We start from the raw sequence: 26,040 nt of genomic DNA on the forward strand, positions 1-26,040 counted from the left end.
ACCAGCGAAACGAGACTTAATCGTCCCGGTTGCGGCGCTTACGCGGGCCCTTGTCGCGGGGCTGCTCGTCCTCGAAGCCTTCGACCGGCTCGCCGGTCTCCTGGTCCACCGCCTTCATGGAAAGGCGAACCTTGCCGCGATCGTCGAAGCCCAGAAGCTTCACCTTCACCTTGTCGCCTTCCTTGACGATGTCGGCAACGGATTCGACGCGGTTCGGCGCGAGCTGCGAGATGTGCACGAGACCGTCGCGGGGGCCGAAGAAGTTCACGAAGGCGCCGAAATCGACGACCTTCACAACCGTACCCTCATAGATCTCGCCGACTTCCGGTTCGGCCACAATGCCCTTGATCCAGTCCAGCGCGGCCTTGATCGAGGCGGCGTCGGAGGACGCGACCTTGATGGTGCCGTCGTCGGAGATGTCGACCTTGGCGCCGGTCTTTTCCACGATTTCGCGGACGACCTTGCCGCCCGTGCCGATCACGTCGCGGATCTTGTCGGTCGGCACCGTGATCATCTCGATGCGCGGCGCATATTCGCCCATTTCGGGGCGCGCCGTGTCGAGGGCCTTGCCCATCTCATCGAGGATGTGCAGACGTCCGCCCTTGGCCTGGCCAAGCGCGATCTGCATGATTTCCTCGGTGATGCCGGTGATCTTGATGTCCATCTGGAGCGAGGTCACACCCTGCTCCGTGCCGGCCACCTTGAAGTCCATATCGCCGAGGTGATCCTCGTCGCCGAGAATATCGGAGAGCACCGCGAAGCGGTCGCCTTCCTTGATGAGGCCCATGGCGATACCCGCAACGGCGCGCGTCAGCGGCACGCCCGCATCCATCATGGCCAGCGAGGACCCGCAAACGGTCGCCATGGAGGACGACCCGTTCGACTCGGTGATTTCCGAGACAAGGCGCAGCGTGTAGGGGAACTGATCCTTGGGCGGCAGCACGGCGCGCAGCGCACGCCAAGCAAGCTTGCCGTGACCAACTTCACGACGGCCGGTGAAACCGACGCGGCCGGTCTCGCCCACGGAGAAGGGCGGGAAGTTGTAATGAAGCAGGAAGTTTTCCTTGTAGGTCCCTTCCAGCGCATCCACGAACTGCTCGTCTTCGCCGGTACCCAGCGTGGCAACCACAAGGGCCTGCGTCTCACCACGGGTGAAGAGCGCCGAACCATGGGTGCGCGGCAGGATGCCCGCTTCCGACACGATGGGACGGACCGTTTCAAGGTCGCGGCCGTCGATGCGGTTCTTGGTGTCGAGGATCGAGTTGCGGACGATGTCCTTCTCGATGGTCTTGAAGACGCCGCTCAGCACAGTGTCCGCAATGGCGTCTTCTTTTTCAGGATTGCAGAACTCGGCCTTGGCCTTGTCCTTGGCCTGGGCGACGGCTTCCTGACGGGCGGCCTTTTCCTTGATCTGATAGGCGGCGCGCAGATCGGCTTCGACCAGGGCGCGAACCTTCGCTTCGATGTCGGAGGTATCGGCCTTCTCGACCGGGCGCGGCTCTTTCGCGCATTTCTCGGCCATGCGGATGATCCCATCGATCACCGGCTGGAACTCACGATGGCCGAACATGACGGCGCCGAGCATGACGTCTTCGGAAAGTTCCTTGGCTTCCGATTCCACCATCAGCACGGCATCGCCCGTGCCGGCCACGACGAGGTCGAGCTGGCTTTCCGGCATTTCGTCGATCAGCGGGTTCAGCTTGTACTCGCCGTCGATGTAGCCGACGCGCGCGCCGCCGATCGGGCCGAGGAAGGGCAGACCGGAAATAGTCAGCGCCGCGGACACGGCAATCATGGCCACGATATCGGGATCGTTTTCCATGTCATGGGAAAGAACGGTCGCGATAACCTGCGTCTCGTTCTTGAAGCCGGGGGCGAAGAGCGGACGGATCGGACGGTCGATTAGGCGGCAGACCAGCGTTTCCTTTTCGGAAGGGCGGCCTTCGCGCTTGAAGAAGCCGCCGGGGATCTTGCCGGCGGCGTAGGTCTTTTCCTGGTAGTTCACGGTCAGCGGGAAGAAATCCAGTCCCGGCTTCGGAGAGCGTTCGCCGACAACGGTGGCCAGCACCGAGGTCTCGCCGTAAGTCGCAAGCACGGCACCGTCAGCCTGACGGGCAATCTTGCCGGTTTCCAGGGTGAGCGTACGCCCGCCCCATTCGATTTCTTCGCGGGTAATATTAAACATTTCGGTTTCCTGTTCCGCGTCGCCGGTCCCGTCTTTCGTACCTACCACCAGACATCCCAATGACCGGGCGAACGCATATTTGCCGCTCTCAGGCGGCCGGACAAAATTGGATGGGTCCATCTGCGGAACGCGCGGCCTTTTCCGCGCCTTCACTTTTCGAGGAACCTCAGACCCAGAGACGGGGGTGAATGAGGTCCTTCCGCAAACATACCATCCGTAATCGGACGAATGTCTCTTCTGTCAATGGCCTTGCCGACACGCCACCGCCCGGCGCTTCGCGAGGAAGCGGCGGGCGGCAATGCATCTTCGCGGACCTTGCGGGACCGCCTTAACGGCGGATACCCAAACGGGCGATCAGATCTTCATAGCGCTTCTGGTCGTGCTTCTTGACGTAGTCGAGAAGCGAGCGGCGCTGGCTCACCATCTTCAGAAGACCGCGGCGCGAATGGTTGTCCTTCGCATGGGTCTTGAAGTGGTCGGTGAGATTGACGATCCGTTCGGTGAGAATGGCCACCTGGACTTCGGGCGAACCGGTGTCGCCGTCCTTGGAGCCAAATTCCTTGATCAGCTGAGCCTTGCGCTCTTGCGTAATCGACATCGGGGTACCTCATTCAAAATTGAAAACGCGCACGGGGCGAAGACTTCCCCTGTCAAATTCGGTCAGCGCCACCGGGTTGCCCCGATGGGTTGCCAGAACCGAACCCGATAGGATGGGTGCGTCGCGTCCGCGCAACAAAACTTCCTGCCCGTGTCTCAGGCGGCTTGCATCGTCGTCGCTCAGGGCCACCGCCGGGATGTCGTCCAGCGCGGTCTCAAGCGGGAGCAGATGCGTCCGCAAGGCTTCGGAAGCGGCGGGATAATGGCTCAAAGCCAGCAATTTATCCAGAGGAATTCCGTCTTCCTCCGAAAAGGGCCCGTGACGGGTCCGCCGGAGCGCCGCCACATGCCCCACCGTGCCCAGATGACGGGCTAGGTCGCGGGCGAGCGATCGGGCATAAGTGCCTTTGCTGCAAAGGATTTCGACCACCGCATGGTCGGGATCGGGGCGCGAAACAAGGCGGATTTCATGGATCGTCACCCGGCGCGATTTAAGCTCGACCTCCTCGCCCGCGCGGGCCAGGTCATAGGCGCGCTCGCCGTTCACCTTGATGGCCGAAAAAATCGGCGGCACCTGCTCGATTTCGCCCCGGAAGGCCTCGAGCGCGTCGCGAATTTCCTCGTCGGAGGGCCGCTCATCGCTTTGCGCCACCACATCGCCTTCCGCATCGGCGCTGTTCGTTTCGATTCCGAAACGGATAGTGATGAGGTAGCCCTTGTCGGCATCCATGATGAAGGGAATGGTTTTGGTCGCCTCGCCCATCGCGACAGGCAGCAACCCGGTTGCCAAGGGGTCGAGCGTGCCGGCATGGCCTGCCTTGCGCGCGTTGAAATGACGGCGGACCCTGTTCACCACATCGGTCGATGTGGGGCCTGACGGCTTGTCCACGATGACCCAGCCGGTGACGGGATCGCCCTTCTTGCGCCTGCCCATCGGGTTCTACTCCCCGCCGCCCTGCGCTTCATCGTCCTCTTCATCGTCATGCGACAGGTCGCGCGCGACTTCCGGCGAATGAAGCAGCTTGTCGACGGCGTCGGCCTGATCGAAAGAGGTATCGGGCTGAAAGGTCAGGTCGGGCGTGAATTTGAAGGTGACTTCCTTTGAAAGCTGGCCGCGCAGATAGCCCCGCACGCGGGTCAGCGCCTTTACCAGCGGTGCCGGATCCTGCGCGCCCAGCGGCGCCACATAGCAGGTGGCCTGACGCAGGTCGGGGCTCACGCGCACCTCGGTGATGGTGAAGCTGACGCCGGCAAGGTCCGGATCCTGGATATTGCCGCGCAAGACAATATCGGCCAGCGCGCGGCGCACGAGTTCGCCCGCTCTCAACTGGCGCTGGCTGGGGCCTTTCGCCCCGCCTTTATTGGTTTGGTGTCTGCGCATCGCTTTTCGAAGCCTGCCGGGAGCGTAAAGCTGAGCCCCCGCCGCTTCACGCGGCGAGGGCCAGGATGTTCTGGAAAAATGCGGAGGACGACCCCCGCTGTTCGAGCTCAATCAAGCGTGCGCTTGATCTCCTCGACATCGAAGCACTCGATGACATCGCCGGAGCGCATGTCCTGATAGTTCTCGAAGGCCATGCCGCATTCCTGACCGCTCTGCACTTCCTTCACTTCGTCCTTGAAGCGCTTGAGGGTGGACAGCTTGCCTTCGTGAACCACCACATCGTCGCGGATGAGGCGGACATGGGAGCCGCGGCGCACCACGCCTTCCGTGACACGGCAACCGGCGACCTTGCCGACCTTGGAGATGTGGAACACTTCCAAGATCTCGGCATTGCCGAGGAAGGTTTCGCGCAGTTCCGGCGTCAGCATGCCGGTCATGGCGGCCTTGATGTCGTCCACCAGGTCGTAGATCACCGAGTAGTAGCGGATTTCCACGTCTGCCTGACGGGCGGCTTCGCGGGCCTGCGCATTGGCGCGGACATTGAAGCCGATGATCGGCGCGCGCGAGGCGGTCGCCAGCGTCACGTCAGATTCGGTCACGCCACCCACACCCACATGGATCACACGGCAACGCACTTCGTCATTGCCGAGCTTCTCCACCGCCTGAACGATGGCTTCGGCAGAACCCTGCACGTCGGCCTTCACAAGGATCGGAACCTCCTTGAGGTCCTGCTCCTTGAGCTGGGAAAGCATCTGGTCGAGCGAGGTGCGCGCACCGGCGACCCGCTTGTCCTTCTCGACGCGCTGGCGGTAATCGGTGATCTCGCGCGCACGACCTTCGTTTTCGACGACGGAAAGCACGTCGCCCGCTTCCGGCGCGCCGCCAAGCCCCAGCACCTCGACGGGCTCGGAGGGACCGGCTTCATCGACATTCTCGCCACGGTCGTTGATGAGGGCGCGGACGCGGCCCCATTCACGGCCCGCCACGATCACATCGCCGACACGCAGCGTACCGCGCTGGATGAGCACGGTGCCCACGGGACCGCGGCCCTTGTCGAGCTTGGCTTCCACGATCACGCCTTCCGCGACGCGGTCGGGATTGGCCTTGAGGTCGAGCAGTTCGGCCTGAAGAAGGATCGTCTCTTCCAGCGTGTCGAGGCCGAGGCCGCTCTTTGCGGAAATTTCGACCGCCAGCACATCACCGCCGAAATCCTCGGTGATGACTTCATGCTGCAGCAGCTCGTTCTTCACGCGGCTCGGATCGGCTTCCGGCTTGTCCATCTTGTTGATGGCGACGATCATCGGCACGTTGGCCGCCTTGGCATGATCGATCGCTTCGATGGTCTGCGGCATGACGCCGTCATCGGCCGCCACCACCAGCACGACGATATCCGTCGCCTTGGCGCCACGGGCGCGCATGGAGGTAAAGGCGGCATGGCCGGGCGTATCGAGGAAGGTGATCTTCTTGCCCGATTCCATCTCGACCTGATAGGCGCCGATATGCTGCGTGATGCCGCCGGCCTCGCCAGCCGCGACGGCTTCCTTGCGCAGCGCATCCAGAAGCGAGGTCTTGCCGTGGTCGACGTGACCCATGACGGTCACGACCGGCGCACGCGGCCTCTTCATCTCTTCGGGATCGTCGTCGGTGACAAGACCTTCCTCGACGTCGGATTCGGCCACGCGGCGAACGGTATGACCCATTTCTTCCACGATGAGCTGGGCGGTATCGGCGTCCACCACATCGTTGATCTTCACCATCATGCCCTGCTTCATCAGGATCTTGATGACGTCCACGGCCCGTTCGGCCATGCGGTTCGCCAGTTCCTGAATGGTGATGGTTTCAGGCACGGTGACTTCGCGGAGGACCTTCTGCGGTGCCTCGCGCGGTCCGCCCTGGGCCTTCTTGCGCTCGCGCTCGGCGCGGCGGCGCATGGAGGCCATCGACCGCTGCCGCTCGCCGTCGTCGTTGAGCGCCTTGTTGATGGAGAGCTTGCCGGTACGCCGGCGCGGCTCGGTGCGCGTCGCGGCCGGCCGCTTGGTCGGCGCCGGCGCACCGGGACGCTTGGAGACGGTCTCCTCGTCCTGCTCGGGCTTTTCCTTCGCCTTGACCTTGGTCGCAGGCCGGGCCGCTTCGGCTTCGGCCTTGGCCACGTCGGGCTCGGCGGGCGCTGCCTCTTCGGCGGCGCGCTTGTTGCGCGTCGTCTGGTCCTTTTCAGCGCGCAGGGCTTCTTCCGCCGCGCGGGCCTCGGCTTCCTTGCGCTCGACTTCGCGCGCGGCTTCTTCCTCGGCACGCCGTTTGGCGTCGATCTCGGCCTGCTTGCGCTCTTCGACTTCGCGGATGCGCGCCTGGCCCAGCGCACGTTCGCGGGCCTGCTGTTCTTCGGCGGTGAGCGTGCGCAGGACGACGCCTGAGCGCGACTTGCCGCCGCCCTTTTGCGTATCGCGCGGTTCACGGGCTTCCCGGGGCGCTTCCTTCTTGGCGGGCGCCGCCGGCTTTTCAGCGGCGGGCGCGGGCGCGCTCTCGACTGCCGGTTTCTCGGCTGCCGGCTTCTGGGCGGGCTCCGCGGTTTTCGTCGTCGCAGCCGGCTTCTCGCCGGGCTTCACGACGCGGCGCTTCTTGCGCTCGACGACCACCGACTTGGAGCGTCCATGCGAAAAATTCTGGCGCACTTGCCCGGAATCCCCCGACCGCTTCAAGCTGAGCTTGCCGCCGGAGGTCTTCTTGCGTTCGCCTGTATCCGCCTGATCCGTCATTCCTGTCCTTCAATACCCGCGTGAGCCGCCCGAACCCGTATCCGGAACGGCCTCGTCCAGGCGATTTTGCCGCCCGAACATTTCCAGCCGGGCGAGATCCTGCCGCACCCGGTCTACCATAGGCCCCTGGAACAGGGCTGCATGTATCACATTTGCCCGTCCCAATGCCAAACTCATTTCATGCGCCCAAAGCGGCGCAAATACCGGCACGTCCTCATAAATGCCCGCTTCCACGGCCATTCTGACGCGTTGCTCCAGCTTCCGGCGGCCATCTTCGGCGCCGTCGCGCGCCTCGATCAGGCAGGCGGCGTCGCCGTCGGTGATGGTCGCCATGACCTTTTCAAAGCCGGCAACCAATGCGCCGGCCTTCTTTGCCAGGCCCAGCGCTTCGCCTGCGCGCCTGGCCAGCAAGTCCTCAACCCGGTCGGCCAAGTCGGGCGCGACCTCGAGCCGCATCCGCGCCGCTTTCGCGAAAAGGCCCTTCTTTACAGCCTTTTCCAACGCTTCCCGGCTGGCCGATACCCAGAGCCCGCGTCCCGGCAGCCTTCCGGCCAGATCCGGCACCACCTCGCCATCGGGACCGGCCACAAAGCGGATCAGCTCCGATTTCGGCCTGGTTTCACCGGTGACGATACACCGCCGCTCGGGCGTTTCCTCGCGTTTCAGAGCCTTGATCACTCAAATTTCTCCACGCGGGCCGCGCCCTCGGGCCGATGGGGTCGCCCCGATCAGGCCTGCGAGTCCTGCTCCACTTCGTTTTCGTCGACCGGATTGTCGACGCTGTCATCCTCTTCTTCGCCCTCTTCCGCCTCATGCGGCTTCACAAGGTCTTCCTCGGTGAGCCAGCCGGCCGTGACACGAGCGCGCATCACGATTTCCTCGGCTTCCTCGGCGGAAATGTCGAAACCTTCGAGAATGCCGTCCTCGTGGCGGCGCTCGCCATTCACCGTTTCGTTCCATCCCATGAGGTCGTCGGTGGCGCAGCCCGCCAGATCCTCGACGGTCTTCACATCGTTTTCGCCGAACGCCACCAGCATGCGCGGCGTCACGCCCGGCACTTCGCCCAGCTCGTCGGCCACGCCCAATTCGCGACGCTTCTCGTCATATTCGGCGTTCTGCTTCTCGATAGCCTCGACGGCGCGGGTCTGGATTTCCTGCGCGGTCTCCTCGTCGAAGCCTTCGATTTCGGCAATTTCGTCGAGATCGACATAGGCCACTTCCTCGATGGAGGAGAAACCTTCCGAGGCCAGAAGCTGGGCGATCATCTCGTCGACATCGAGCGCATCGGCAAACATCGTGCTGCGGCTCTGGAATTCGGCCTGGCGGCGTTCGCTTTCTTCCGCCTCGGTCAGGATGTCGATGTCCCAATGCGTCAGCTGCGAAGCCAGACGCACATTCTGGCCGCGACGGCCGATCGCAAGAGAGAGTTGGTCATCGGGAACCACAACTTCAATACGCTGCGCGTCTTCGTCCATCACGACCTTGACCACCTCGGCAGGCGCCAGCGCGTTCACGATGAAGCTCGCATTGTCGGGCGACCACTGGATGATATCGATCTTTTCGCCCTGCAGTTCGTTCACTACGGCCTGCACGCGGCTGCCGCGCATACCGACGCAGGCGCCGACGGGATCGATGGAGCTGTCGTTCGACAGCACGGCGATCTTGGCGCGGCTGCCCGGATCGCGCGCAACTTCGCGGATCTCGATGATGCCGTCATAGATTTCCGGCACTTCCTGCGCGAAGAGCTTGGCCATGAACTGCGGATGGCTGCGCGACAGGAAGATCTGCGGCCCGCGCTGTTCGCGGCGGACATCGTAGATATAGGCGCGGATCCGGTCGCCATTGCGGAAGGTTTCGCGCGGCAGCAATTCATCGCGGCGAACGATGGCCTCGCCCCGGCCGAGATCGACGATCACATTGCCGTATTCGACACGCTTGACGATGCCGTTCACGACTTCGCCGATGCGGTCCTTATATTCCTCATACTGACGTTCACGCTCGGCATCGCGCACCTTCTGCACGATGACCTGCTTGGCGGTCTGCGCGGCGATACGTCCGAAATCGACCGGCGGCAGTTCGTCTTCGATCAGGTCGCCGACGGCGGCGGCGGGATTGCGGCGCTGCGCCGATTTCAGGTCGATCTGCACGGCGTCGTTTTCGACGGCCTCGACGATCTCCAGAAGACGCACAAGACGGATGTCACCGGTCTTCGGGTCGATGCGGGCGCGAATTTCGTTTTCCTGGCCGTAGCGCGAACGCGCCGCCTTCTGAATGGCTTCCGCCATCGCTTCCAGCACCACTTCGCGATCGATCGACTTTTCCCGGGCCACCGCATCCGCGATCTGCAGAAGTTCAAGCCGGTTGGCGCTCACTGCCGTTGCCATGTCTTTTTCTCCGTCGGGGGGTCCGCGATCAGCCGCGGCCCTGCCTTTTCAGACTTTCCTTGATGAGATCGTCGTTCATGACGAGCTTAGCGTCTGCGACCTGCTCGAAAGCAAAGCCCAGAGTTTGCGGCTCGCTGAAACCTTCCACTTCGCAGGCCACGAGAACCTCATCGCTCTCGAAGCCCTGCAATTCTCCCCGGAACCGCTTGCGGCCATCCACCGGCTCGCCCAGTTCCAGCTTCACCTCGAAGCCTTCCCAGCGCTCGAAATCCTTCGGCCGCGTCAGCGGACGGTCGATGCCGGGAGAGGAAAGCTCGAGGTTGTATTCCGTCGAAATCGGGTCTTCCACGTCGAGCAAGGCAGACACGGCGCGGGACAGGTCTTCGCAATCCTGCACCACCATCGTGCCGTCGGGACGTTCGGCCATGATCTGCAGCGTGTGCCCGTCCTGCAGGCCGTAGCGCACGCGCACGATCTCATAGCCCATATCGGCCGCGGTGGGTCGGATCAGCTCGAAGATCCGCCGCGGAATGCCCGGCGCGGCAATGAGATGGGTGTCGAGACGCGGATCGTCCGTCCCGTTTTCGCCCTCTGCGTCGCCTGCTGCCGAATTGGCGGCTGTCGCGTTCATCCCGGCTCCAATTGCCAAAACGGGGCTCTAAAAACAAAAAAAGCGGGCCCCCGTTTCCGGAGACGACCCACTCTGTAAGAGCGCCATCAATTGGGCTCTTTATAGGCCCAAAAACCTTGCTCTGGCAAGGGCGGCCTACAAGGCCTCCAATCGGTGCAAAGCGCGGCGGTCCTGGTAGAACGCAACGATTTCCTCCGGGGAGAGTTCCCGGTCCGATTTGCTGCCGATGAAATATACGCCGCTTGCCCCATCGGCATTCATGCCGAAATCACCCAATCCATCGAAAAATCTCAGCCAGAAGAAGGCAAATCCGGTCAATTTCGCCAGTTTCTCACTCCGCGTGAGAGCCCGGATGAAATAGCGCAGCGACCAGTTGAGGCTGGTACCGACACCCTTTACCGGCCCGGCAGCAATGAGGTCGAACCGCCTGAAGAGCCAGCGATGGCCGCTCAACGTGAAACGCGAAAAGTCATAAGCGCCCTCGTGAACCTGCTGCATGAAGGGCGTATCGGCATAGACAAGGCCTTCCGGCTTCAAAACCCGGTGGATTTCCGCGACCACCATATGAGGCTCGAGGACATGCTCGAGAACCGCCTGAATCCAGACCCCGTCAAAACTCGCATCGGGGAAGGGCAGACGGTGGGCATCGGCAACGAGTAGCGTGTCGGGAGAGGCATAGACATCCGTACCGACGACATGAAAGCCGGGATCGGTGTAAAGCGCTTCCATACCGCTGCCGATCGTGCCGCCGCCAATCACAAGCAGCTTCGCATCAGGTCTGGATTTCAGCCGCCGGGAAAAATAGGCGGCGGCCTGATGAGCCACCTGATTGACACCCAGCAGCCGGGATTTCACCCGGTTCGGCAGGCTCCGGGGCCCCGAAACCCGCCGATCGTCGAGACCGCCTGCGGTCGAACTCACATCTTCGCGCGAGAAAATACTGTTCTCAAAATCGACCAGCACGGGTTGCCCACCCGTCTCCGGAAAACCTTCCCGACTCAGGGCGCAACCCGCATCGGTGCAGAAAATCCCGCCATCCCGGCGTTCGACACGCGAATGGCAGCGTGGACAGACCGCGAGGTTCAAAATGTCCATCTTGCTACTCCAAAGATCGCGATCACGGGCCCGAACAGACTGGCGCGGCGGCTAAAGTCTAGCGACAGGGCCGTAATCCACCAACCTGATAAGCGCGCGAAAGGCGGGTCATCGGTCTAAAGCGGAGATTGTTATGTGTGGCGCCGGAGCTAAAGGCGAATGAAGTCCAGATAGGCGGGCGTCCGGCCTTCGCGGACCGCTTTTTCCTCGTATCGGGTGCCTGGCCAGTCTTCCGGCGCGGTGCGCCAGTCCGCCGGACGCTCGGCCTGCCACTCGAAGGACCCCTGCCCGTTTTCCCTCTCCCGGTTGTGACGCAGGATGCGCGCGAGCGTCCAGCCGACATAGTCGGGAATATCGCTGGCGAAGCGCAAACGCCCGCCCGGCTTCAGCGCACGGGCGAGAAGGGACAGCGTTTCAGGATTGATAAAGCGGCGCTTGTTGTGGCGCTTTTTCGGCCAAGGGTCGGGATAAAGGATGAAGATGCGCGACAGGCTTTCCGGCTTCAACCTTTCGAGAAGAAAGCGGGCGTCGTCGCTCAGGACACGCACATTGGAAAGCTCTTGCGCCTCGATCTCGGCCAGCAGCTTGGCCACGCCATTGATGAAGGGTTCGCAGCCGATAATCCCGGCATCGCGGTTCCGCCCGGCCTGAAAGACCAGATGCTCGCCGCCCCCGAACCCGATTTCGAGCCAGATCTCCTTCGTCGCCGGCTCGAAAAGCGTTGCCGGATCGAGCGGCGCCTTGTCATCGAGCGGCACCGAAACGCGCGGCAGCAACGTTTCCATCAGATCGTTCTGATGCTCACGTAAACGTTTGCCCCGCCGCCGCCCGTAGACATGACGTCTCTCGGGCGAGGGGCGGGGCAAATCTTTCATATCGCGGTCGGCGCTTTTCATGGGCGCCGTAATGGCTCAATCGCCGGTCGCGATCAACCGCTTACTTAATGGCGGCTGCGATCTTGTCGGCAATGTCCGTCTTCTCCCAGGAGAAGCCGCCATCGCTGTCGGGCTTGCGGCCGAAGTGACCGTAAGCGGCGCTGCGCGCATAGATCGGCTTGTTGAGCTCGAGATGCTCGCGAATGCCGCGGGGGCTGAGGTCCATGCATTCGGCAACGGCCTTTTCGACCGCTTCCTCACCGACCTTGCCCGTGCCGTGCAGATCGCAATAGATCGACAGCGGCTTGGACACGCCGATCGCATAGGCGAGCTGGATGGTGCAGCGATCGGCCAGGCCGGCCGCGACCACGTTCTTCGCCAGATAGCGCGCCGCATAGGCCGCCGAGCGGTCAACCTTCGTCGGATCCTTACCGGAGAAGGCACCGCCGCCATGGGGCGCCCAGCCGCCATAGGTGTCGACGATGATCTTGCGGCCCGTAAGGCCCGCGTCGCCGTCGGGTCCGCCAATGACGAACTTGCCCGTGGGGTTCACGTAGAACTCGTCTTCCGGCGGGAACCAGCCATCGGGCAGAACCTTCTGGACGTGCTGACGCACGACTTCGCGAAGCTCTTCCTGCTTGGCTTCTTCCTTGTGCTGGGTCGACACGACCACGGAACGCACGCCAACCGGCTTGTTGTTCTCGTAGGTCATGGTGACCTGGCTCTTCGCATCCGGCTCCAGAAGCGTGCCGCCGGCGTGACGCGCCTCGGCCATGCTTTTCAGGATCTTGTGCGAATAGTCGATCGGCGCCGGCATCAGATCCGGCGTCTCGGTGCAGGCATACCCGAACATGATGCCCTGGTCGCCAGCGCCTTCGTCCTTGTTTCCGGCAGCGTCCACGCCCTGCGCGATATGGGCGGACTGCTCATGCAGCAGGACTTCGACGTCGGCGGTCTTCCAGTGGAAGCCCTCCTGCTCGTATCCGATGTCCTTGATCGCCTGGCGAGCCGTTTCCTCGATCTGCTCCTTGGTGATCGATTCCGGGCCACGCACTTCGCCGGCCAGCACCACCTTGTTGGTGGTGGTCAGGCATTCGCAGGCCACACGGGAATAAGGATCACCCGAAAGGTAAAGATCGAGCACGGAATCGGAAATCCTGTCGCAAACCTTATCGGGATGCCCTTCGGAAACTGATTCACTGGTGAACAGGAAATTTGACCGTGCCAAATTTATCTCCCTCGTTTCGAGATGAGTGTCATGCAGCGCAGGGGAAATGGCTCCGCCCGGCGCGCTCAGACCCGCTTCCGCGCCCATCCACTAGGATGGCCGCCGGGGGTACGGGCGTTATTGGTTCTTTCGATGCGGCCGGCGCAGCCAGATGCAGCGCCAGACACGCCATAGGTTCTTGCAAGGATCGCCTGCCGGGTCAACATCTGTGTAAAAAGATATGCACATAAGTGCATATCGATTTTGTGTCAGTCGCTCGCCAGAGCCGACGCCTGCTCAAGGGGAGAATCGATTTCTTCCCTATTTGCCAATAGCTTAATCAGGTCCAGCAGCCTTTTTCGCAGGCTCGGATCACTGATCGAAAAGAAAGCAGCGTTGAGCTGAATGCCCTCAGTCGTGGAGAGCAATTCAAAGTCGAAGCCCGTATCCGGGCCTTTATCGGCGGCGGATGCGGCCTCGAGCCCCTCGTAAAAATAGGAAACGGGGACGCCCAGAACCTGAGCGATCTGATAGAGGCGACTGGCTCCTACCCGGTTGGAGCCTTTCTCATATTTCTGGACTTGCTGAAAGGTGAGCTCCAGGGATTCGCCCAGCTTTTCCTGGCTCATGCCAATCAGCATGCGACGCATTCGTATTCTTCCGCCGACATGAATATCGACAGGATTCGGCGGTTTTCTGCTCACACAAGCCCCCAGATACCTTGCCTACATCCGTGTGCCCCACCCGGCCACGCTACAACCGATAGCACTGGGAAGTTGCGTCACGCAACTGGGGGTGGGGATAGACAGCGGCAAAGGGGGCTTTCATCACGCCTTTAAAGACGGACTCCGCCATGCGGAAAGCAGGAACAGCAAAATGCCTAGAAACAGGACAAATCCATCGCCGAGCCGGGCGTAGAGCGTTGGCGGCAAGGCCGCGGGCAAACGCGCATCGATGACGCCCTGCGTGTCCAGCGGCAGCGTATCGAGCAACCGCCCATAGGGGTCGATCATGGCCGAAACCCCGTTATTGGCCGACCGCGCCAGCGGCAACCCCTGTTCCACCGCCCGGAGGCGGGCCTGCGCGAGATGCTGATAGGGACCGCTCGTCGTGCCGAACCAGGTGTCGATCGTGATGTTCACCAGCCAGTCGGGACGGTCCCCCGGCACGACCGCTTCACGCGGAAAGATGACTTCGTAGCAAATCAACGGGCCGACCGGCGGCATGCCCTTCACATGAAGCGTGGCCGGGCCCGGCCCGGTATCGAAGCTGCCCCTGAAATGGGAGAGCTTCTCGAAACCGATCTTCGCCATGAAATGACGGAAGGGAACATATTCGCCGAACGGCACCAGGTGATGTTTGTCATAGACCGCCCGCACCTTGCCGTCGGAACCCACGACATAAAGGCTGTTGTAGAAACGGCGAAGCCTGTCGGGGGGACCGTCCGGCGCGGGCTCACCGCGATTGGCGCCGGTAATGAGCAGGGCGCCGGGCGGCAGCATGCGGGCAATGGCCGAGAGGACATAAGGCTCGCGCGCCAGCAGCACTTCCACGGCGTCTTCCGGCCAGACGACGATCGTGTCGCCATCGGGCCCGAGCGGGCGTTTGCGGGTCGCCTCAGCACTCATGCGCAAAAGCTTGCCGATGATCGAGACGATACGCTCGTTGCGGTTGTCCTTGCTGGTAGCAAAGGGCGTGTTGGGCTGCACGATGCGGATCGAATAATTGCCGTTATAGGCGGTGTCGGCGGAGGCGAGACGCACCGCACCGCCTACCCAGACAAGTGCCAGCACCACCCCGGCCACAACGAGCGGGGCGAAATGCTCCGCCCCGTTATGCGGCTTTGCGCCGACGCGCCTTGCCGGCATGCGCGTATCGAAGGCGGCAAGCGAACCCGCCGCCAGCATGACGATCAGGCTCAGTCCGGCCGCACCGACAAGGGCCGCTGCCTGCATCATGGCATCCGAGGCGACGAGGCTTTCGCCGACCCGGTTCCAGGGAAAACCCGTGAAGAGGATGCCGCGCAACCACTCGAAAGCGGTCCAGCTCACCGCCAGCACCGCGACGCGCCGATAACCCGCGAACCAGAAAAGCCGGGCGGTCATCGCCGCCAGCCCGACATAGATCGCCATGCCTGCCGGCAGGAGCGTGACCGCGAAAGGCAGGAAGACGGCAAACTTATCAGCTTGAACGAGAAAGGCCTCGCCAACCCAGTAGAGACCGAAAAAGAAATAGCCGAAGCCGAAGAACCAGCCCGTGAAGAAGGCCTTGCCGAGGACTTTGCGACGGCGGGCGCGGACCGGCTCCCCCACCCCGTCGAGCAACCAGACCAGCACGGGAACCGTCAACAGAAGGATCGGCCAGAACCCGAATGGCTGAAGAGCGAGGACACTCAGCGCGCCCGCGAGAAAGGCCGTCCCGAGACGGTGCCAGCGGCGCATTTCCGACAACCTGTCGGCAATCCGTTCGACATGGCGTGCCGCCCAGTCCAGACGTTCCTCGATCTTCATGAACCCGGCTCAGCCTTCCTGAAGCGGTTCGCCCGCGGCCCCGGGCGATGCGTTTTCCGGCTTGCCCGCCTCCGCCTCGGCAAGGCTCTTTTCCGTCGACCGGCGCGAGGCGAGATGGATGCGCAGTTTCTTGATGCGGCGCGGGTCGGCATCCTTCACTTCGAATTCGAGCCCGGCGGGATGGCTGATGAGTTCGCCGCGCAGCGGAACCCGGCCGACAAGCGAGAAGACGAGGCCGCCCAGCGTATCGACGTCGTTTTCCTCTTCCTCGTCGGTAAGCTTGAGGCCCAGCATTTCCTCAAGCTCCTCCACCTCGCAGCGTGCATCGGCGTCGATGGTGCCGTCGGGACGTTTGGTCAGCGTGGGCCCTGCTTCGATGTCATGCTCGTCCTCGATGTCGCCGACGATTTCCTCGACGAGGTCCTCGATCGAGACGAGGCCGTCCGTGCCGCCATATTCGTCGATGACCAGCGCCATATGGATATGCGTCGCCTGCATCTTCAGCAGAAGATCAAGCGCGGGCATGGAGGGCGGCACGAAGATCACGTTCCGCCTGATGTCGCGCAGCGCGAACCGGTTGCCGGAAAGAGCGATGGCCTTGTCGTTTCCGGCGCCGATCCCCTCGTCGTCCCCGGTCTCTCCATTGCCGTCCGCGGAGGTCGCGTTTCCTGTTCCGGGCCTCTCCGCGCAGGGCACGGCGAGATAGGCCATCACATCCTTGATGTGGACCATGCCGATCGGGTCGTCCAGCGTCTCGCGATAGATGGGCATGCGCGAATGGCTGGACTGGGTATAGAGCTGAAAAAGTTCCTCCAGCGACGCGCCTTCTTCCACCGCAACCACGTCGGCGCGCGGCACCATCACATCCTCCACCCGGAGTTCGCCGAAGCTCAGAATGTTGATGAGCATATGGCGCTCTTCTTCGGTCAGGCTGCGCCTTGTGTCGTCATGCTCTTCGATAACTTCTTCCAGGCTATCGCGCAGCGTATGGTCGCCATTGCCGCCCAGGCCGAAAAGCGCCATCAGCCAGGAGCGGAACTTCGCCCGGGAGGGTTTGCGCTCGGAGCTATCGTGCCTTGCGGATGCGGACTGGGAGGATTCGGGTCTGTCGGTGGTGTCAGCCATTGGATTTGCGAAAGAGAGAGCCGTTCCGGGTTTCAATGCTGGGAGGCATAGGGATCGGCGATGCCCAGATCTTCGAGAATGTCGCGTTCCAGGGCCTCCATCTCCTCGGCCTCTTCGTCTTCCATATGGTCATGGCCAAGAAGATGCAGCACGCCATGCACGACAAGATGGGTGAGATGGTCGGAGAGGCTCTTGTGCTGCTCCACGGCTTCGCGCGCAATGGTTTCGCGGGCGAGCACTACATCGCCGAGCAAGGCGCTCTCTTCAGGCAGAAGGGGCTCGCCGCCGGCCATGCCGGGCATTTCCATGGAGGGAAAGGAGAGCACGTTAGTCGGGGCATCCTTGCCGCGATAGGTCCGGTTCAGGGCCTGGACAAGCTTGTCGTCGCCCAGCACCACGCAAAGCTCCGCGCCCTCGGTGTCGCCTGCGACCACATAGGCGTGCTCCGCCGCCCGCCTGACGATTTCGGCGGTGCCGCCGTCCCAGTCACCTGCTTCGCGAACGATATCGATGGTCAGTCCGGAAACCGGACTTCGCGCCGGGGTGGAGCGTTTCGGACGGGTATGATCGCCCGATGGCGGCGCGTCGCCGGAGCCGCCTCCCGAATGTCCGTTCCCGCGTGGGGGGTCACCCGCGCTCATTTGCCATCCTTTCGGTGTCCCTGCTCGCCCGGCTTCGGGCCGTCATTTCCATGATTCGACGTGTCGAGCAGACCGCGTTCATGAAAGTTATAGGCCTTGACGATCCGTGTCACGAGCGGATGACGCACCACGTCCACATCGGAAAACCGCACCGTGGCCGTGCCTTGCACGCCGTCGAGAACATCCAGCGCATCCTTGAGGCCGGACTTGGCCCCCAGAGGCAGGTCCACCTGGCTCGGGTCGCCGGTGATGGCCATGCGGCTGTTCTCGCCCAGACGGGTCAGGAACATCTTCATCTGCACAGGCGTACAGTTCTGCGCCTCGTCCAGAATGACATAGGAATTGGCAAGCGTCCGGCCGCGCATGAAGGCCAGCGGCGCCACTTCGATCTCGCCGGACTCGATCCCCTTCATCGCTTCCACGCCCGGCAGCGTGTCGTAAAGCGCGTCGTAAAGGGGGCGCAGATAGGGGTCGATCTTCTCTTTCAGGTCGCCGGGCAGGAAACCCAGACGTTCGCCCGCCTCGACCGCGGGACGCGACAGGATGATCCGGTCCACGCGTTTCTGGAGCAGCATGGAAACGGCGACGGCAACGGCGAGATAGGTCTTGCCCGTGCCCGCCGGACCGACGCCGAAGACGAGCTCGTTGTTGAAGAGCGCATCGATATAGGCGGCCTGCGTCTGTGAGCGCGGCGTAATCGTCCGCCGTTTGGTGACGACCTGAAGACGACCGCCCGGCTCGCGCGCCTCGGCCGCGGCTTCGACATTGCTGGACTGCGCCATGCGGATCGCGCCGTCCACTTCGCCCGCATTCACATCCTGACCGGATTTCAAACGGGCATAGAGATCCTTGAACACGCGGCCTGCCTGGTCGCGCGCTTCCGCCGTGCCGGTGATGACCAGCTTGTTGCCCCGCGAGGTCGCGACAATATCGAGACCCTGTTCGATGCGGGCCAGATGCCGGTCATTGGCACCGAAGAGTTCGGTCAGGAGGGAATTGTCGTCGAACGCAAGGACGAGGCTTTCGCCGCCACCCGATGCGCTGGAGACACTTGTCATTCCTCCGGTCTCGTTCCGTCGTCCACCCGTTGCACTCAAATGCGCTCATCCCTGGTGGCCATGTTGCGGGAGGTCCCGCTCAGGCGGTCAGCACTGCCTTCTCAACGATGCGGCCGCGCAAACTGTTGGCGTGACCTTCATCGATTACGACTTCGGCCAGACGGCCGAACAATTCTTCCGGCGCATCGTCGACATGCACCGATTGCAGATAGGGGCTGCGGCCCACGAGCTGCGCCTCGCCCCGGCCGCGCCGGTCGAAAAGCACCGGCATGGACCGGCCCGCGCAGGCGCGGTTGAAGGCGAGCTGCTGTTCGTTCAGCAGCGCCTGCAGACGCTGCAGCCTTTCCGACTTCACCTCTTCGGCAAGCTGGTCTTCCTCCGTCGCCGCGGGCGTGCCGGGGCGCGGGGAATATTTGAAGGAATAGGCCTGCGCGTATTTCACCTCGCTCACGAGGTCGAGCGTCGCCTGGAAGTCCTCTTCCGTCTCGCCGGGGAAGCCGACGATGAAATCGCCGGACATGGCGATGTCGGGGCGCGCGGCGCGAATGCGCTCGATAAGTCGCAGATAGCTTTCCGCCGTATGCTTGCGGTTCATCGCCTTCAGGATGCGGTCGGAGCCCGCCTGAACCGGCAGGTGCAGATAGGGCATCAGCTTGTCGACTTCCGCATGGGCGGCAATCAGTTCGTCATCCATGTCGCGGGGATGGCTGGTCGTGTAGCGAATGCGTTCAAGACCCGAAATTTCCGCCAGCCGCCGGATCAGACCGCCCAGCGTGGTGTCGCGGCCGGCATCGTCTTCGCCGTGATAGGCGTTCACGTTCTGACCAAGCAGCGTGATTTCGCGCACGCCCGCATCGGCCAGTGCCTTCGCTTCATCGAGGAGACGCGTCACCGGACGAGAATACTCGCCGCCGCGCGTATAGGGCACGACGCAGAAGGCGCAGAACTTGTCGCAACCTTCCTGCACGGTGAGGAAAGCGGTCGCCCCCCGCGCAAGCGTCTTGCGCGTTTCGGCCATGGAAAGGCTCTCGAATTTCGCCTCGACGGGAAACTCGGTTTCGACGATGCCGGGCGAGCCGTTGTCGAGACGGGCCACATATTCGGGCAGGCGGTGATAGGTCTGGGGGCCGACCACGAGATCGACGGCGGGCGCGCGGCGACGCATCTCCTCGCCCTCGGCTTGGGCGACGCACCCGGCGACGCCGATCATCAGGCGCTCGCCCCTTGCCGCCTTCTCCTCCTTGAGCAATCGCAGACGGCCCAGTTCCGAATAGACCTTCTCGGCAGCCTTTTCGCGGATATGGCAGGTGTTGAGGAGGATGAAATCGGCCTCCTCCGGCGTATCGACTTCGGCATAGCCTTTCGGCGCCATGACATCGGCCATGCGGGCGCTGTCATAGACGTTCATCTGGCAGCCATAGGTCTTGATGAAAATCTTGCGGGCGGGCGCACCGGTGGGGCGGTCACTGCTTTCGGGGCCGGTGCCTTCCAGATGCGTTGGCTGTTCGGACGCTGAAGTGTCAGACAATGGGTGCTCGTTTCCTCATACCGTTGAGCAACTCTTCGGGACCGCCCTCTTCTTCCATGCATGGCCGGTCGGCCCGCATATGATCTGTAGACCCAAACGCTATCACGTTCGCGACAGCAGCGGGAGAGGGGGTTCGCCGGATGCGATGTTGCGGAGGTGCCGTCCTTCCGGGCGCCGCCATTATCGGGCGAGAGCCGCCGCGGGGGCGGGCCGGGCCGACGGCTGGTCGGCTGCGGCCTCCTCCGGACCGGGAACATGACGGCCCGTCAGCGCGCGCGCAAGCCCGATCCGGCAACAGGCCTCGCAATAATTGGCCAGCGCCTTGCGGTTGCCGATTTCCCGGATCGTAACCGGGCGGTGATATTCCATCACCACGTCGATCGGGCCCTTCTTGAAGGCCGCCCAGAGATGGGGCACCAGCTCCATATCGCCATACCAGGCGAAGAAGGGCCGGTTGTGGCGCCCCATGGGCAATCCATGAAGGTTGGTATAGGCGACCGAAATCGGCTGAACGACGAGATCGTCCTCGCGATCGTCCTCGCCATTCACGACCGCAAGCTGCGCCACGCTCATCAGCGCGCTCTTGAAGGTCAGGACGCGATTGCCGTCGCTGGAGGTTCCTTCGGGGAAAAGCACGAGATTGTCGCCCTCGGCGATGCGCGAATGGATGAGGTTGCGCGATTCAGCGGTGCGGGTCCGGCGTTCGCGCTCCACGAACACCGTGTTCTGGAGGCGTGCCAGCGTGCCGAAAAAGGGCCAGCCCGCGACCTCGCTCTTGGCGACGAAGGAGATCGGCAGGACCGAACTCATGATCGGGATGTCGAGCCAGGAGGTGTGATTGGCGGTAAACAGGCAGGCGCCTTCTTTATGCGGCTCGCCACGCACGATCACTCGGATGCCGATGAGACGGCACAGGAAGCGGTGATAATGGAGCGGGATCGTCTTCGCAGCGGGAAGGCGGAGCTTGCGGGCCACCGCCTGAACCGGCATCAGAACGAGCGCGGACAGGATGAAACCCGTCAGTAGTGTTGTCGCGCGCAAGGTACCCATAGCGTCATTCCGGCTCCCTGCCACTGGCGGCGGGGGCGCCGTCCCTTTCCCTGTTGAGCGCGACGTGCCGTCATCGACCGCCGCTAATCCTGCTTCTTGTCCTGAGACTTGTCTTTCAGGGGCGTTCCATAAAGCTCGAGGCGGTGGTCCACAAGGTCGTAACCCAGTTCACGCGCCACGATTCGCTGCAGGCGTTCGATCTCGTCGTTCTGAAACTCGACGACCCGGCCCGTCGAGACATCGATCAGGTGGTCGTGATGATCTTCCGTCACCTGTTCGTAGCGCGAGCGGCCGTCGCGGAAATCATGCCGCTCGAGGATACCGGCTTCCTCGAACAGGCGAACCGTCCGGTAGACGGTGGCAATCGAAATCTTGTCATCGACCTTGGATGCCCGGCGATAGACCTCTTCCACGTCGGGATGGTCGGTCGCGATGGACAGAACCTGCGCAATGACCCGCCGCTGATCGGTCATGCGCATGCCGGCCTTGATGCACAGATTTTCGATCCTGTGCGGATCAGAAGGATGATCTTCCGGACGGATGGTTTCCGTCGATGTGTTCATGTCACTCATGGCGCCATATTAGGTGATCGCAACCTGCCTTGTCACCAAGAGGTGATCGGCTTTCGCTATCGCAAAAACCCCGGCAAAAACAGGGGTATAGATGGGTTTTCCCGGGCAGCCAAGCCCGTCCGAGGCGCATTGTCACGCCTGAATAGACATCAATCCTGCAACGATTTCGCGACGCATCGGTGACCGGGCCCGCTCAACCGGGCAGATCGAGCCTCATGGAGATGGCGGCAATCCTGCCGCCGGGCCTGTCGTAATAGGCCGGGCGACGGCCCACGGGCGCAAAGCCCAGCCGCTCGTAAAGCCCGATGGCGGGGGCATTGTCCTCCGCCACTTCCAGAAACACGACCTCCGCGCCCCTGGCCAGCGCTTCCGCACCCGCGCGGTTCATCAGGGCCCGGCCAAGCCCTTTGCGGCGGCAATCGGGGTCGACAGCGATGGTGATGATCTCCGCCTCGCCGCCGCCGAGCCGGACCAGCACGAAGCCCGACGGGGTGCCTTCCTCATGCGCAAGGAGCGCGAAGGCCCCCGGCATGGCGAGGAGGCGGGCGAAGGAGGCCGCGTCCCAGGCCTCGTCGAAGGCGCGGGAATGAAGTGCCGCCAATGCCGCCATTTCTCCAGCCTTCGCCGGACGTATGTCAGCCACGGATCCGGCCCTGCGCCTGCGCTTCTTCCAGCGTGAGACCGCCGGGCAGTTTTGCATCGGGCGCCCTGATATAGAGCGGCGCGGGCGGTACGCGGAAAGCATCCAGCCCCTGCGCGCGAATGCGGCGGATCGCGATCTTCCCCACGGCGCGCGCATCGGGCTCGGGCCGCGTTTCCGCAGGCAGCGTCTCCACGCCCAGGGGCAGAAGACGCTCGGCCAGAAGCGGTCCGCCGGTGCCTGCGAGGAAGAGTTTTGCTGCAGCTTTATGCTGCGCAGCATTTTCCGCAGCAATTTCCAGCGGCAACAAGGCCGGCTCCGTCACAGCCCCTTGATTTTGTTCAAAGATCTGGAAATAGACTTCTTCCCGCCGCGCATCGAAGGAAACCGCCAGACGTTCGTTTCCATGCAGCTCGACAGGCGCTGCAACGGCCTCCAGCGTGGTGACGCCGACGCAAGGCAGCTTGCGCGCCAACGCGATGCCGCGCGCGGCGGCAAGGCCGACCCTGAGGCCTGTGAACGTCCCCGGCCCCACCGTCACCGCCAGCGCATCGAGATCGGCAAAGCCCGTTCCCGCTTCCGCCAGCACCTCTTCCAGCACGGGAAGAAGGCGCTCGGCATGACCGCGCGCACGGACCTCGAAGAAATGTGAGAGGAGAACCGGCTCACCCTCCCCGCCCGCATCGAAGAGAGCGGCGGAAAGAGCGCCTTGCGCGGTATCGAATGCAAGCAGGATCAAAAGCCGGGTCCGCCGTCAGACGATCTTGCAGGCGTCGTCGAAGGGCAGCCGCGGGCTGCGCTCGAAGAGGCCGGCCGGATCGCCATAGCCGATATTGCAGATGAAGTTCACCTTCACATCGGTGCCCTTGAAATAGAGCTCGTTGACGGCATCCATGTCGAAGCCCGACATGGGGCCGCAATCGAGGCCCAGCGCGCGGGCCGCGATCATGAAATAGGCGCCCTGCAGCGAGCCATTGCGGAAGGCGTTCATCTCGGCCCATTCGTCGGACCAGTTGAACCAGGTCTTTGCGTCCGGCGCATGGGGAAAGAGTTCAGGCAGGCGCTCATAGAATTTCACGTCATGACCGATAATGGCGGTGGCGGGCGCCTGACGCGTTTTCTCCCGATTGCCTTCCATCAGGGCGGGCAGGAGGCGCTCCTTCTCCTCGTCCGATTTCACAAAGACGATACGGGCGGGCGACATGTTGGCGCTTGTCGGGCCCCATTTGAAGAGATCGTAGATTTCCTTGAGCTGCTCGTCGGTGACGGGCTTGTCCTGCCACGCATTATGCGTGCGGGCTTCACGGAAAATGAGATCGAGCGCTTCGTCGTTCAGCTTGCCGCTCATCGGCTTCCCCCTGCTGTAACTGGTGTGGATCGGCGGCTATTCGGACCGCCTGAAAGAAAAGCCCCGGACGGTTGCCCGGGGCGAAAGATCAGACCTGCCGGACTTCGGTCACTTCCGGCACATAATGGCGCAGCATGTTTTCCACGCCGCGCTTCAAGGTGATGGTGGAAGAGGGGCAGCCGGCACAGGCGCCCTGCATGTTCAGATAGACAATACCATTGTCATATCCCTGGAAGGTGATGTCGCCGCCATCCTGCGCCACGGCGGGGCGCACGCGCGTATCGAGCAGATCCTTGATCTGGTCGACGATTTCCCCGTCATCGCCTTCATGCGCGGCATGAACGTCCGCCCCGTTCCCGCCTTCGTGAAGGATCGGCGCGCCGGAGGTGAAATGCTCCATGATCGCGCCGAGAAGCGCGGGCTTCAGATGCTGCCACTCGCCCTCGGCCTTGGTCACGGTGACGAAATCCGAGCCGAGAAAGACGCCCGTCACGCCCTCGACCTCGAACAGGCGGCGCGCCAGCGGCGAGGCGGCGGCGGCCTCGGCGTCTGCGAAGTCGGCCACGCGGCCTTCGCCCATCACGTCCCGGCCCGGCAGGAACTTCAATGTCGCGGGATTGGGGGTCGCTTCGGTCTGGATGAACATGGTTTTGCGCTCCGGATTGGCCGCGTCGTGAGGGGGGTCGTTCAAAACCCCTTGTCTCGTCGCGGTTTAGCAAAGTTTTCCTGCGTCTTAAATGGCGCTGCGAGGGATTTGAATCAAGGAAAAAGCCCGACTGTGACGCTTGGTCATATCTCGTCTCCGGAAACCGGGGAGACGACCCTTGGACAAACGCTCATCAGGTCAGGGCGCGCAATTCCTCTTCGGAGAGATCCCCCGGGACGACGGTGACGGGGATGTTGAAGGCCTTGTCGCTGCCGCCGGCGACCAGGGTGACAAGCGGGCCGGGGCCCTCCTTGCTGGTGCCCGCCGCCAGAACGAGGATTGCGATATCCTTGTCCTCCTCGATCAGCGCCTTGACCTGTTCGGCACGGCGCCCCTCGCGGATGATGAGTTCGGCGCGGATGCCCGCATATTCGTTCACATGCGAGGCGAGGCGATGGAGGAGCTGCTCGGCTTCCTCGCGCGCTTCCTCCTTCATGATGTTCTGAACCCCCAGCCATTGCTGGGAGGCATCGCCCGGCTCCAGCACGGCCAGCAGCGTCACCACGCCATCGGTGTGCCGGGCGCGAAGGCTGGCGAAGTGGATCGCCACTTCCGACTCAGGCGTGCCGTCTACGACGACGAGGAATTTGCGGCGCTTGGCGCCTTCGGGTCTGGTCATGGGGCGGATGCTGCCACCGGGCGGGGAATCCGGCAAGCCGGACTTTTCCCCCGCACCGTGGCCTCTATTTCAGCAGGATGTCGGTGATTTCGCGCAACTGAACGCGGGCGCGGAGAAGATAGAAGCCCTGCGCTGCAAGATGGCTCGGCTGGAACTGCGCATCCGGGGCGCCGTTGACCACCACCCAGGGTTCGAGTTCGACGCCCTGGCGCAGGCTGGCCAGCATCTGCCCCCAGGCATTTTCGAGATTGCGTTCCTTGATGACCTGGCTGAAATCATCGCCGAGCGCCTTCATGATAACGTAGTAGGCGTAGAGCCGGCCCTTGTTGAAATAGAAGAGATCGTCTGCCCGGGTGTCGATCCAGACGCCCGCATTCTTTTCGATATGTTCGTCGGTGGCGGCGGAAGCAGAGCCCATATCGGCAGCGAAGCGGTCCAGCGTCGCCATCAGATTGTCGGCACGGCGGTCGAAGATCGCATCGCCCTTCGACAGACGCTGATTATAGGCGAGCAGGTGTTCGCGCGCTTCACGGTACTGCGATTCCGAACTCGATTTGAGCGCCAGCGATTTCGACGGGTTCCAGAGCCAGACATCGCCGGGATATTGCAGGCGGCCATTGGCGGCGGCGAGGTCGGGATCGGCCTCGGAAGAGCCCCGCAGGCGGCCGAGCTGATCCATCAGTTCGAAGCTGAAGCGCCCAAGCGCCGTGATGATGCCCTGCTGGAAGTTGGGCATGTTGTCGAGCGCCCAGCCGGGTTGGAAGAAGGGATCGTTCGCGGTCCAGCTATGCTGATTGACCTCACGGTCGACAAGCGCGGCGGCCACCGCCACCGCTTCCGACCCGCCCTTGGGAATATCCGCTGCCGGGACGGTGAAATCCGGGTTGTCATCGACATTGTGAACGATCGCCATCCCGACGGCGTAATAGGCGACAATCGCCAGCGGGATCAGAATGATGACGGGTTTCAGCCAGCCCAGCATGCTGCGCGAGGAAGAAGGCGAAGCCGCGGCGCCCGCGCTGCCGGAGGTCCCAGCCGATGCCGCGCCCGGCGCTTCCCCGCCGCCGCCTTTCCGGTACATCCATTTGTGACGGAGCCAGTCGCGCATCGCATCGAGGCGGTCGCTGAAGGCCAT

General features: G+C 63.0%; 25 protein-coding genes. All 25 read right to left on the minus strand.

Annotated elements, in window-relative coordinates:
• Positions 1 to 16 precede the first annotated feature (16 nt).
• The 25 genes from pnp to ACSSVQ_RS10335 all read right to left on the minus strand — a co-directional run bounded on the left by pnp (position 17) and on the right by ACSSVQ_RS10335 (position 26,040).
• The gene (gene pnp / locus ACSSVQ_RS10215) at positions 17 to 2,185 is read right to left on the minus strand and encodes a polyribonucleotide nucleotidyltransferase (protein ID WP_293328562.1); all 2,169 of its coding nucleotides are present in this window, start codon (positions 2,183 to 2,185) and stop codon (positions 17 to 19) included.
• A 328-nt stretch (positions 2,186 to 2,513) separates the two neighbouring features.
• On the minus strand, positions 2,514 to 2,783 hold the full coding sequence (gene rpsO / locus ACSSVQ_RS10220) for a 30S ribosomal protein S15 (protein ID WP_167094658.1): 270 nt from the start codon (positions 2,781 to 2,783) through the stop codon (positions 2,514 to 2,516).
• A 9-nt stretch (positions 2,784 to 2,792) separates the two neighbouring features.
• On the minus strand, positions 2,793 to 3,716 hold the full coding sequence (gene truB, locus ACSSVQ_RS10225) for a tRNA pseudouridine(55) synthase TruB (protein ID WP_293328561.1): 924 nt from the start codon (positions 3,714 to 3,716) through the stop codon (positions 2,793 to 2,795).
• A gap of 6 nt (positions 3,717 to 3,722) precedes the next feature.
• On the minus strand, positions 3,723 to 4,163 hold the full coding sequence (gene rbfA / locus ACSSVQ_RS10230; RefSeq protein WP_454182802.1) for a 30S ribosome-binding factor RbfA: 441 nt from the start codon (positions 4,161 to 4,163) through the stop codon (positions 3,723 to 3,725).
• 107 nt (positions 4,164 to 4,270) lie between these two features.
• Positions 4,271 to 6,916, minus strand: a complete 2,646-nt coding sequence (gene infB, locus ACSSVQ_RS10235) for a translation initiation factor IF-2 (protein ID WP_454182804.1) — start codon at positions 6,914 to 6,916, stop codon at positions 4,271 to 4,273.
• Between the two features lie 9 nt (positions 6,917 to 6,925).
• The gene (locus ACSSVQ_RS10240) at positions 6,926 to 7,594 is read right to left on the minus strand and encodes an RNA-binding protein (protein WP_454182806.1); all 669 of its coding nucleotides are present in this window, start codon (positions 7,592 to 7,594) and stop codon (positions 6,926 to 6,928) included.
• A gap of 50 nt (positions 7,595 to 7,644) precedes the next feature.
• Positions 7,645 to 9,300 carry a transcription termination factor NusA gene (nusA, locus tag ACSSVQ_RS10245; RefSeq protein ID WP_454182808.1) on the minus strand — a complete coding sequence of 552 codons (1,656 nt, stop codon included), beginning with the start codon at positions 9,298 to 9,300 and terminating at the stop codon, positions 7,645 to 7,647.
• A 28-nt stretch (positions 9,301 to 9,328) separates the two neighbouring features.
• Positions 9,329 to 9,931, minus strand: a complete 603-nt coding sequence (gene rimP / locus ACSSVQ_RS10250; protein WP_454182810.1) for a ribosome maturation factor RimP — start codon at positions 9,929 to 9,931, stop codon at positions 9,329 to 9,331.
• A 135-nt stretch (positions 9,932 to 10,066) separates the two neighbouring features.
• A complete protein-coding gene (locus tag ACSSVQ_RS10255; RefSeq protein WP_454182812.1) occupies positions 10,067 to 11,026 on the minus strand; it encodes a class I SAM-dependent methyltransferase in 960 nt (319 codons plus the stop codon).
• Between the two features lie 149 nt (positions 11,027 to 11,175).
• Positions 11,176 to 11,901 (minus strand): tRNA (guanosine(46)-N7)-methyltransferase TrmB, encoded by a 726-nt coding sequence (trmB, locus tag ACSSVQ_RS10260; protein WP_454182814.1) that lies wholly within the window; start codon positions 11,899 to 11,901, stop codon positions 11,176 to 11,178.
• 61 nt (positions 11,902 to 11,962) lie between these two features.
• Positions 11,963 to 13,129 carry a methionine adenosyltransferase gene (gene metK / locus ACSSVQ_RS10265; RefSeq protein ID WP_293329365.1) on the minus strand — a complete coding sequence of 389 codons (1,167 nt, stop codon included), beginning with the start codon at positions 13,127 to 13,129 and terminating at the stop codon, positions 11,963 to 11,965.
• Positions 13,130 to 13,377: 248 nt separating this feature from the next.
• Entirely contained in the window at positions 13,378 to 13,758 is a 381-nt protein-coding gene (locus tag ACSSVQ_RS10270) for a helix-turn-helix domain-containing protein (protein ID WP_454182817.1), read from the minus strand.
• A gap of 177 nt (positions 13,759 to 13,935) precedes the next feature.
• Positions 13,936 to 15,618, minus strand: coding sequence for an apolipoprotein N-acyltransferase (gene lnt, locus ACSSVQ_RS10275; RefSeq protein ID WP_454182819.1), 1,683 nt, complete (start codon positions 15,616 to 15,618; stop codon positions 13,936 to 13,938).
• A 9-nt stretch (positions 15,619 to 15,627) separates the two neighbouring features.
• Positions 15,628 to 16,743 carry a hemolysin family protein gene (locus tag ACSSVQ_RS10280; protein ID WP_454182821.1) on the minus strand — a complete coding sequence of 372 codons (1,116 nt, stop codon included), beginning with the start codon at positions 16,741 to 16,743 and terminating at the stop codon, positions 15,628 to 15,630.
• 32 nt (positions 16,744 to 16,775) lie between these two features.
• Positions 16,776 to 17,384 carry an rRNA maturation RNase YbeY gene (gene ybeY / locus ACSSVQ_RS10285; RefSeq protein WP_454182823.1) on the minus strand — a complete coding sequence of 203 codons (609 nt, stop codon included), beginning with the start codon at positions 17,382 to 17,384 and terminating at the stop codon, positions 16,776 to 16,778.
• Positions 17,381 to 18,442 carry a PhoH family protein gene (locus ACSSVQ_RS10290; RefSeq protein WP_293329360.1) on the minus strand — a complete coding sequence of 354 codons (1,062 nt, stop codon included), beginning with the start codon at positions 18,440 to 18,442 and terminating at the stop codon, positions 17,381 to 17,383. Before ACSSVQ_RS10290 ends, ybeY begins: the two co-directional genes overlap by 4 nt.
• 79 nt (positions 18,443 to 18,521) lie before the next feature.
• Positions 18,522 to 19,934, minus strand: coding sequence for a tRNA (N6-isopentenyl adenosine(37)-C2)-methylthiotransferase MiaB (gene miaB, locus ACSSVQ_RS10295; RefSeq protein WP_454184680.1), 1,413 nt, complete (start codon positions 19,932 to 19,934; stop codon positions 18,522 to 18,524).
• 216 nt (positions 19,935 to 20,150) lie between these two features.
• On the minus strand, positions 20,151 to 21,020 hold the full coding sequence (locus ACSSVQ_RS10300) for a lysophospholipid acyltransferase family protein (RefSeq protein ID WP_454182826.1): 870 nt from the start codon (positions 21,018 to 21,020) through the stop codon (positions 20,151 to 20,153).
• Positions 21,021 to 21,103: 83 nt separating this feature from the next.
• Entirely contained in the window at positions 21,104 to 21,583 is a 480-nt protein-coding gene (locus ACSSVQ_RS10305) for a Fur family transcriptional regulator (protein ID WP_454184681.1), read from the minus strand.
• 202 nt (positions 21,584 to 21,785) lie between these two features.
• Entirely contained in the window at positions 21,786 to 22,202 is a 417-nt protein-coding gene (gene rimI, locus ACSSVQ_RS10310; RefSeq protein ID WP_454182828.1) for a ribosomal protein S18-alanine N-acetyltransferase, read from the minus strand.
• Positions 22,203 to 22,227: 25 nt separating this feature from the next.
• Complete coding sequence (gene tsaB, locus ACSSVQ_RS10315) at positions 22,228 to 22,971, minus strand: tRNA (adenosine(37)-N6)-threonylcarbamoyltransferase complex dimerization subunit type 1 TsaB (protein ID WP_454182830.1); 744 nt, start codon at positions 22,969 to 22,971, stop codon at positions 22,228 to 22,230.
• Positions 22,972 to 22,986: 15 nt separating this feature from the next.
• Positions 22,987 to 23,580: a malonic semialdehyde reductase gene (locus ACSSVQ_RS10320; protein WP_454182832.1), complete on the minus strand. Its 594-nt coding sequence runs from the start codon at positions 23,578 to 23,580 to the stop codon at positions 22,987 to 22,989.
• Between the two features lie 88 nt (positions 23,581 to 23,668).
• The gene (locus ACSSVQ_RS10325) at positions 23,669 to 24,226 is read right to left on the minus strand and encodes a NifU family protein (protein ID WP_293329052.1); all 558 of its coding nucleotides are present in this window, start codon (positions 24,224 to 24,226) and stop codon (positions 23,669 to 23,671) included.
• 193 nt (positions 24,227 to 24,419) lie between these two features.
• Entirely contained in the window at positions 24,420 to 24,905 is a 486-nt protein-coding gene (locus ACSSVQ_RS10330; RefSeq protein ID WP_293329053.1) for a universal stress protein, read from the minus strand.
• A gap of 64 nt (positions 24,906 to 24,969) precedes the next feature.
• Positions 24,970 to 26,040 (minus strand): DUF2333 family protein, encoded by a 1,071-nt coding sequence (locus ACSSVQ_RS10335; RefSeq protein WP_454182835.1) that lies wholly within the window; start codon positions 26,038 to 26,040, stop codon positions 24,970 to 24,972.

This window comes from Parvibaculum sp. MBR-TMA-1.3b-4.2, from assembly GCF_053628815.1.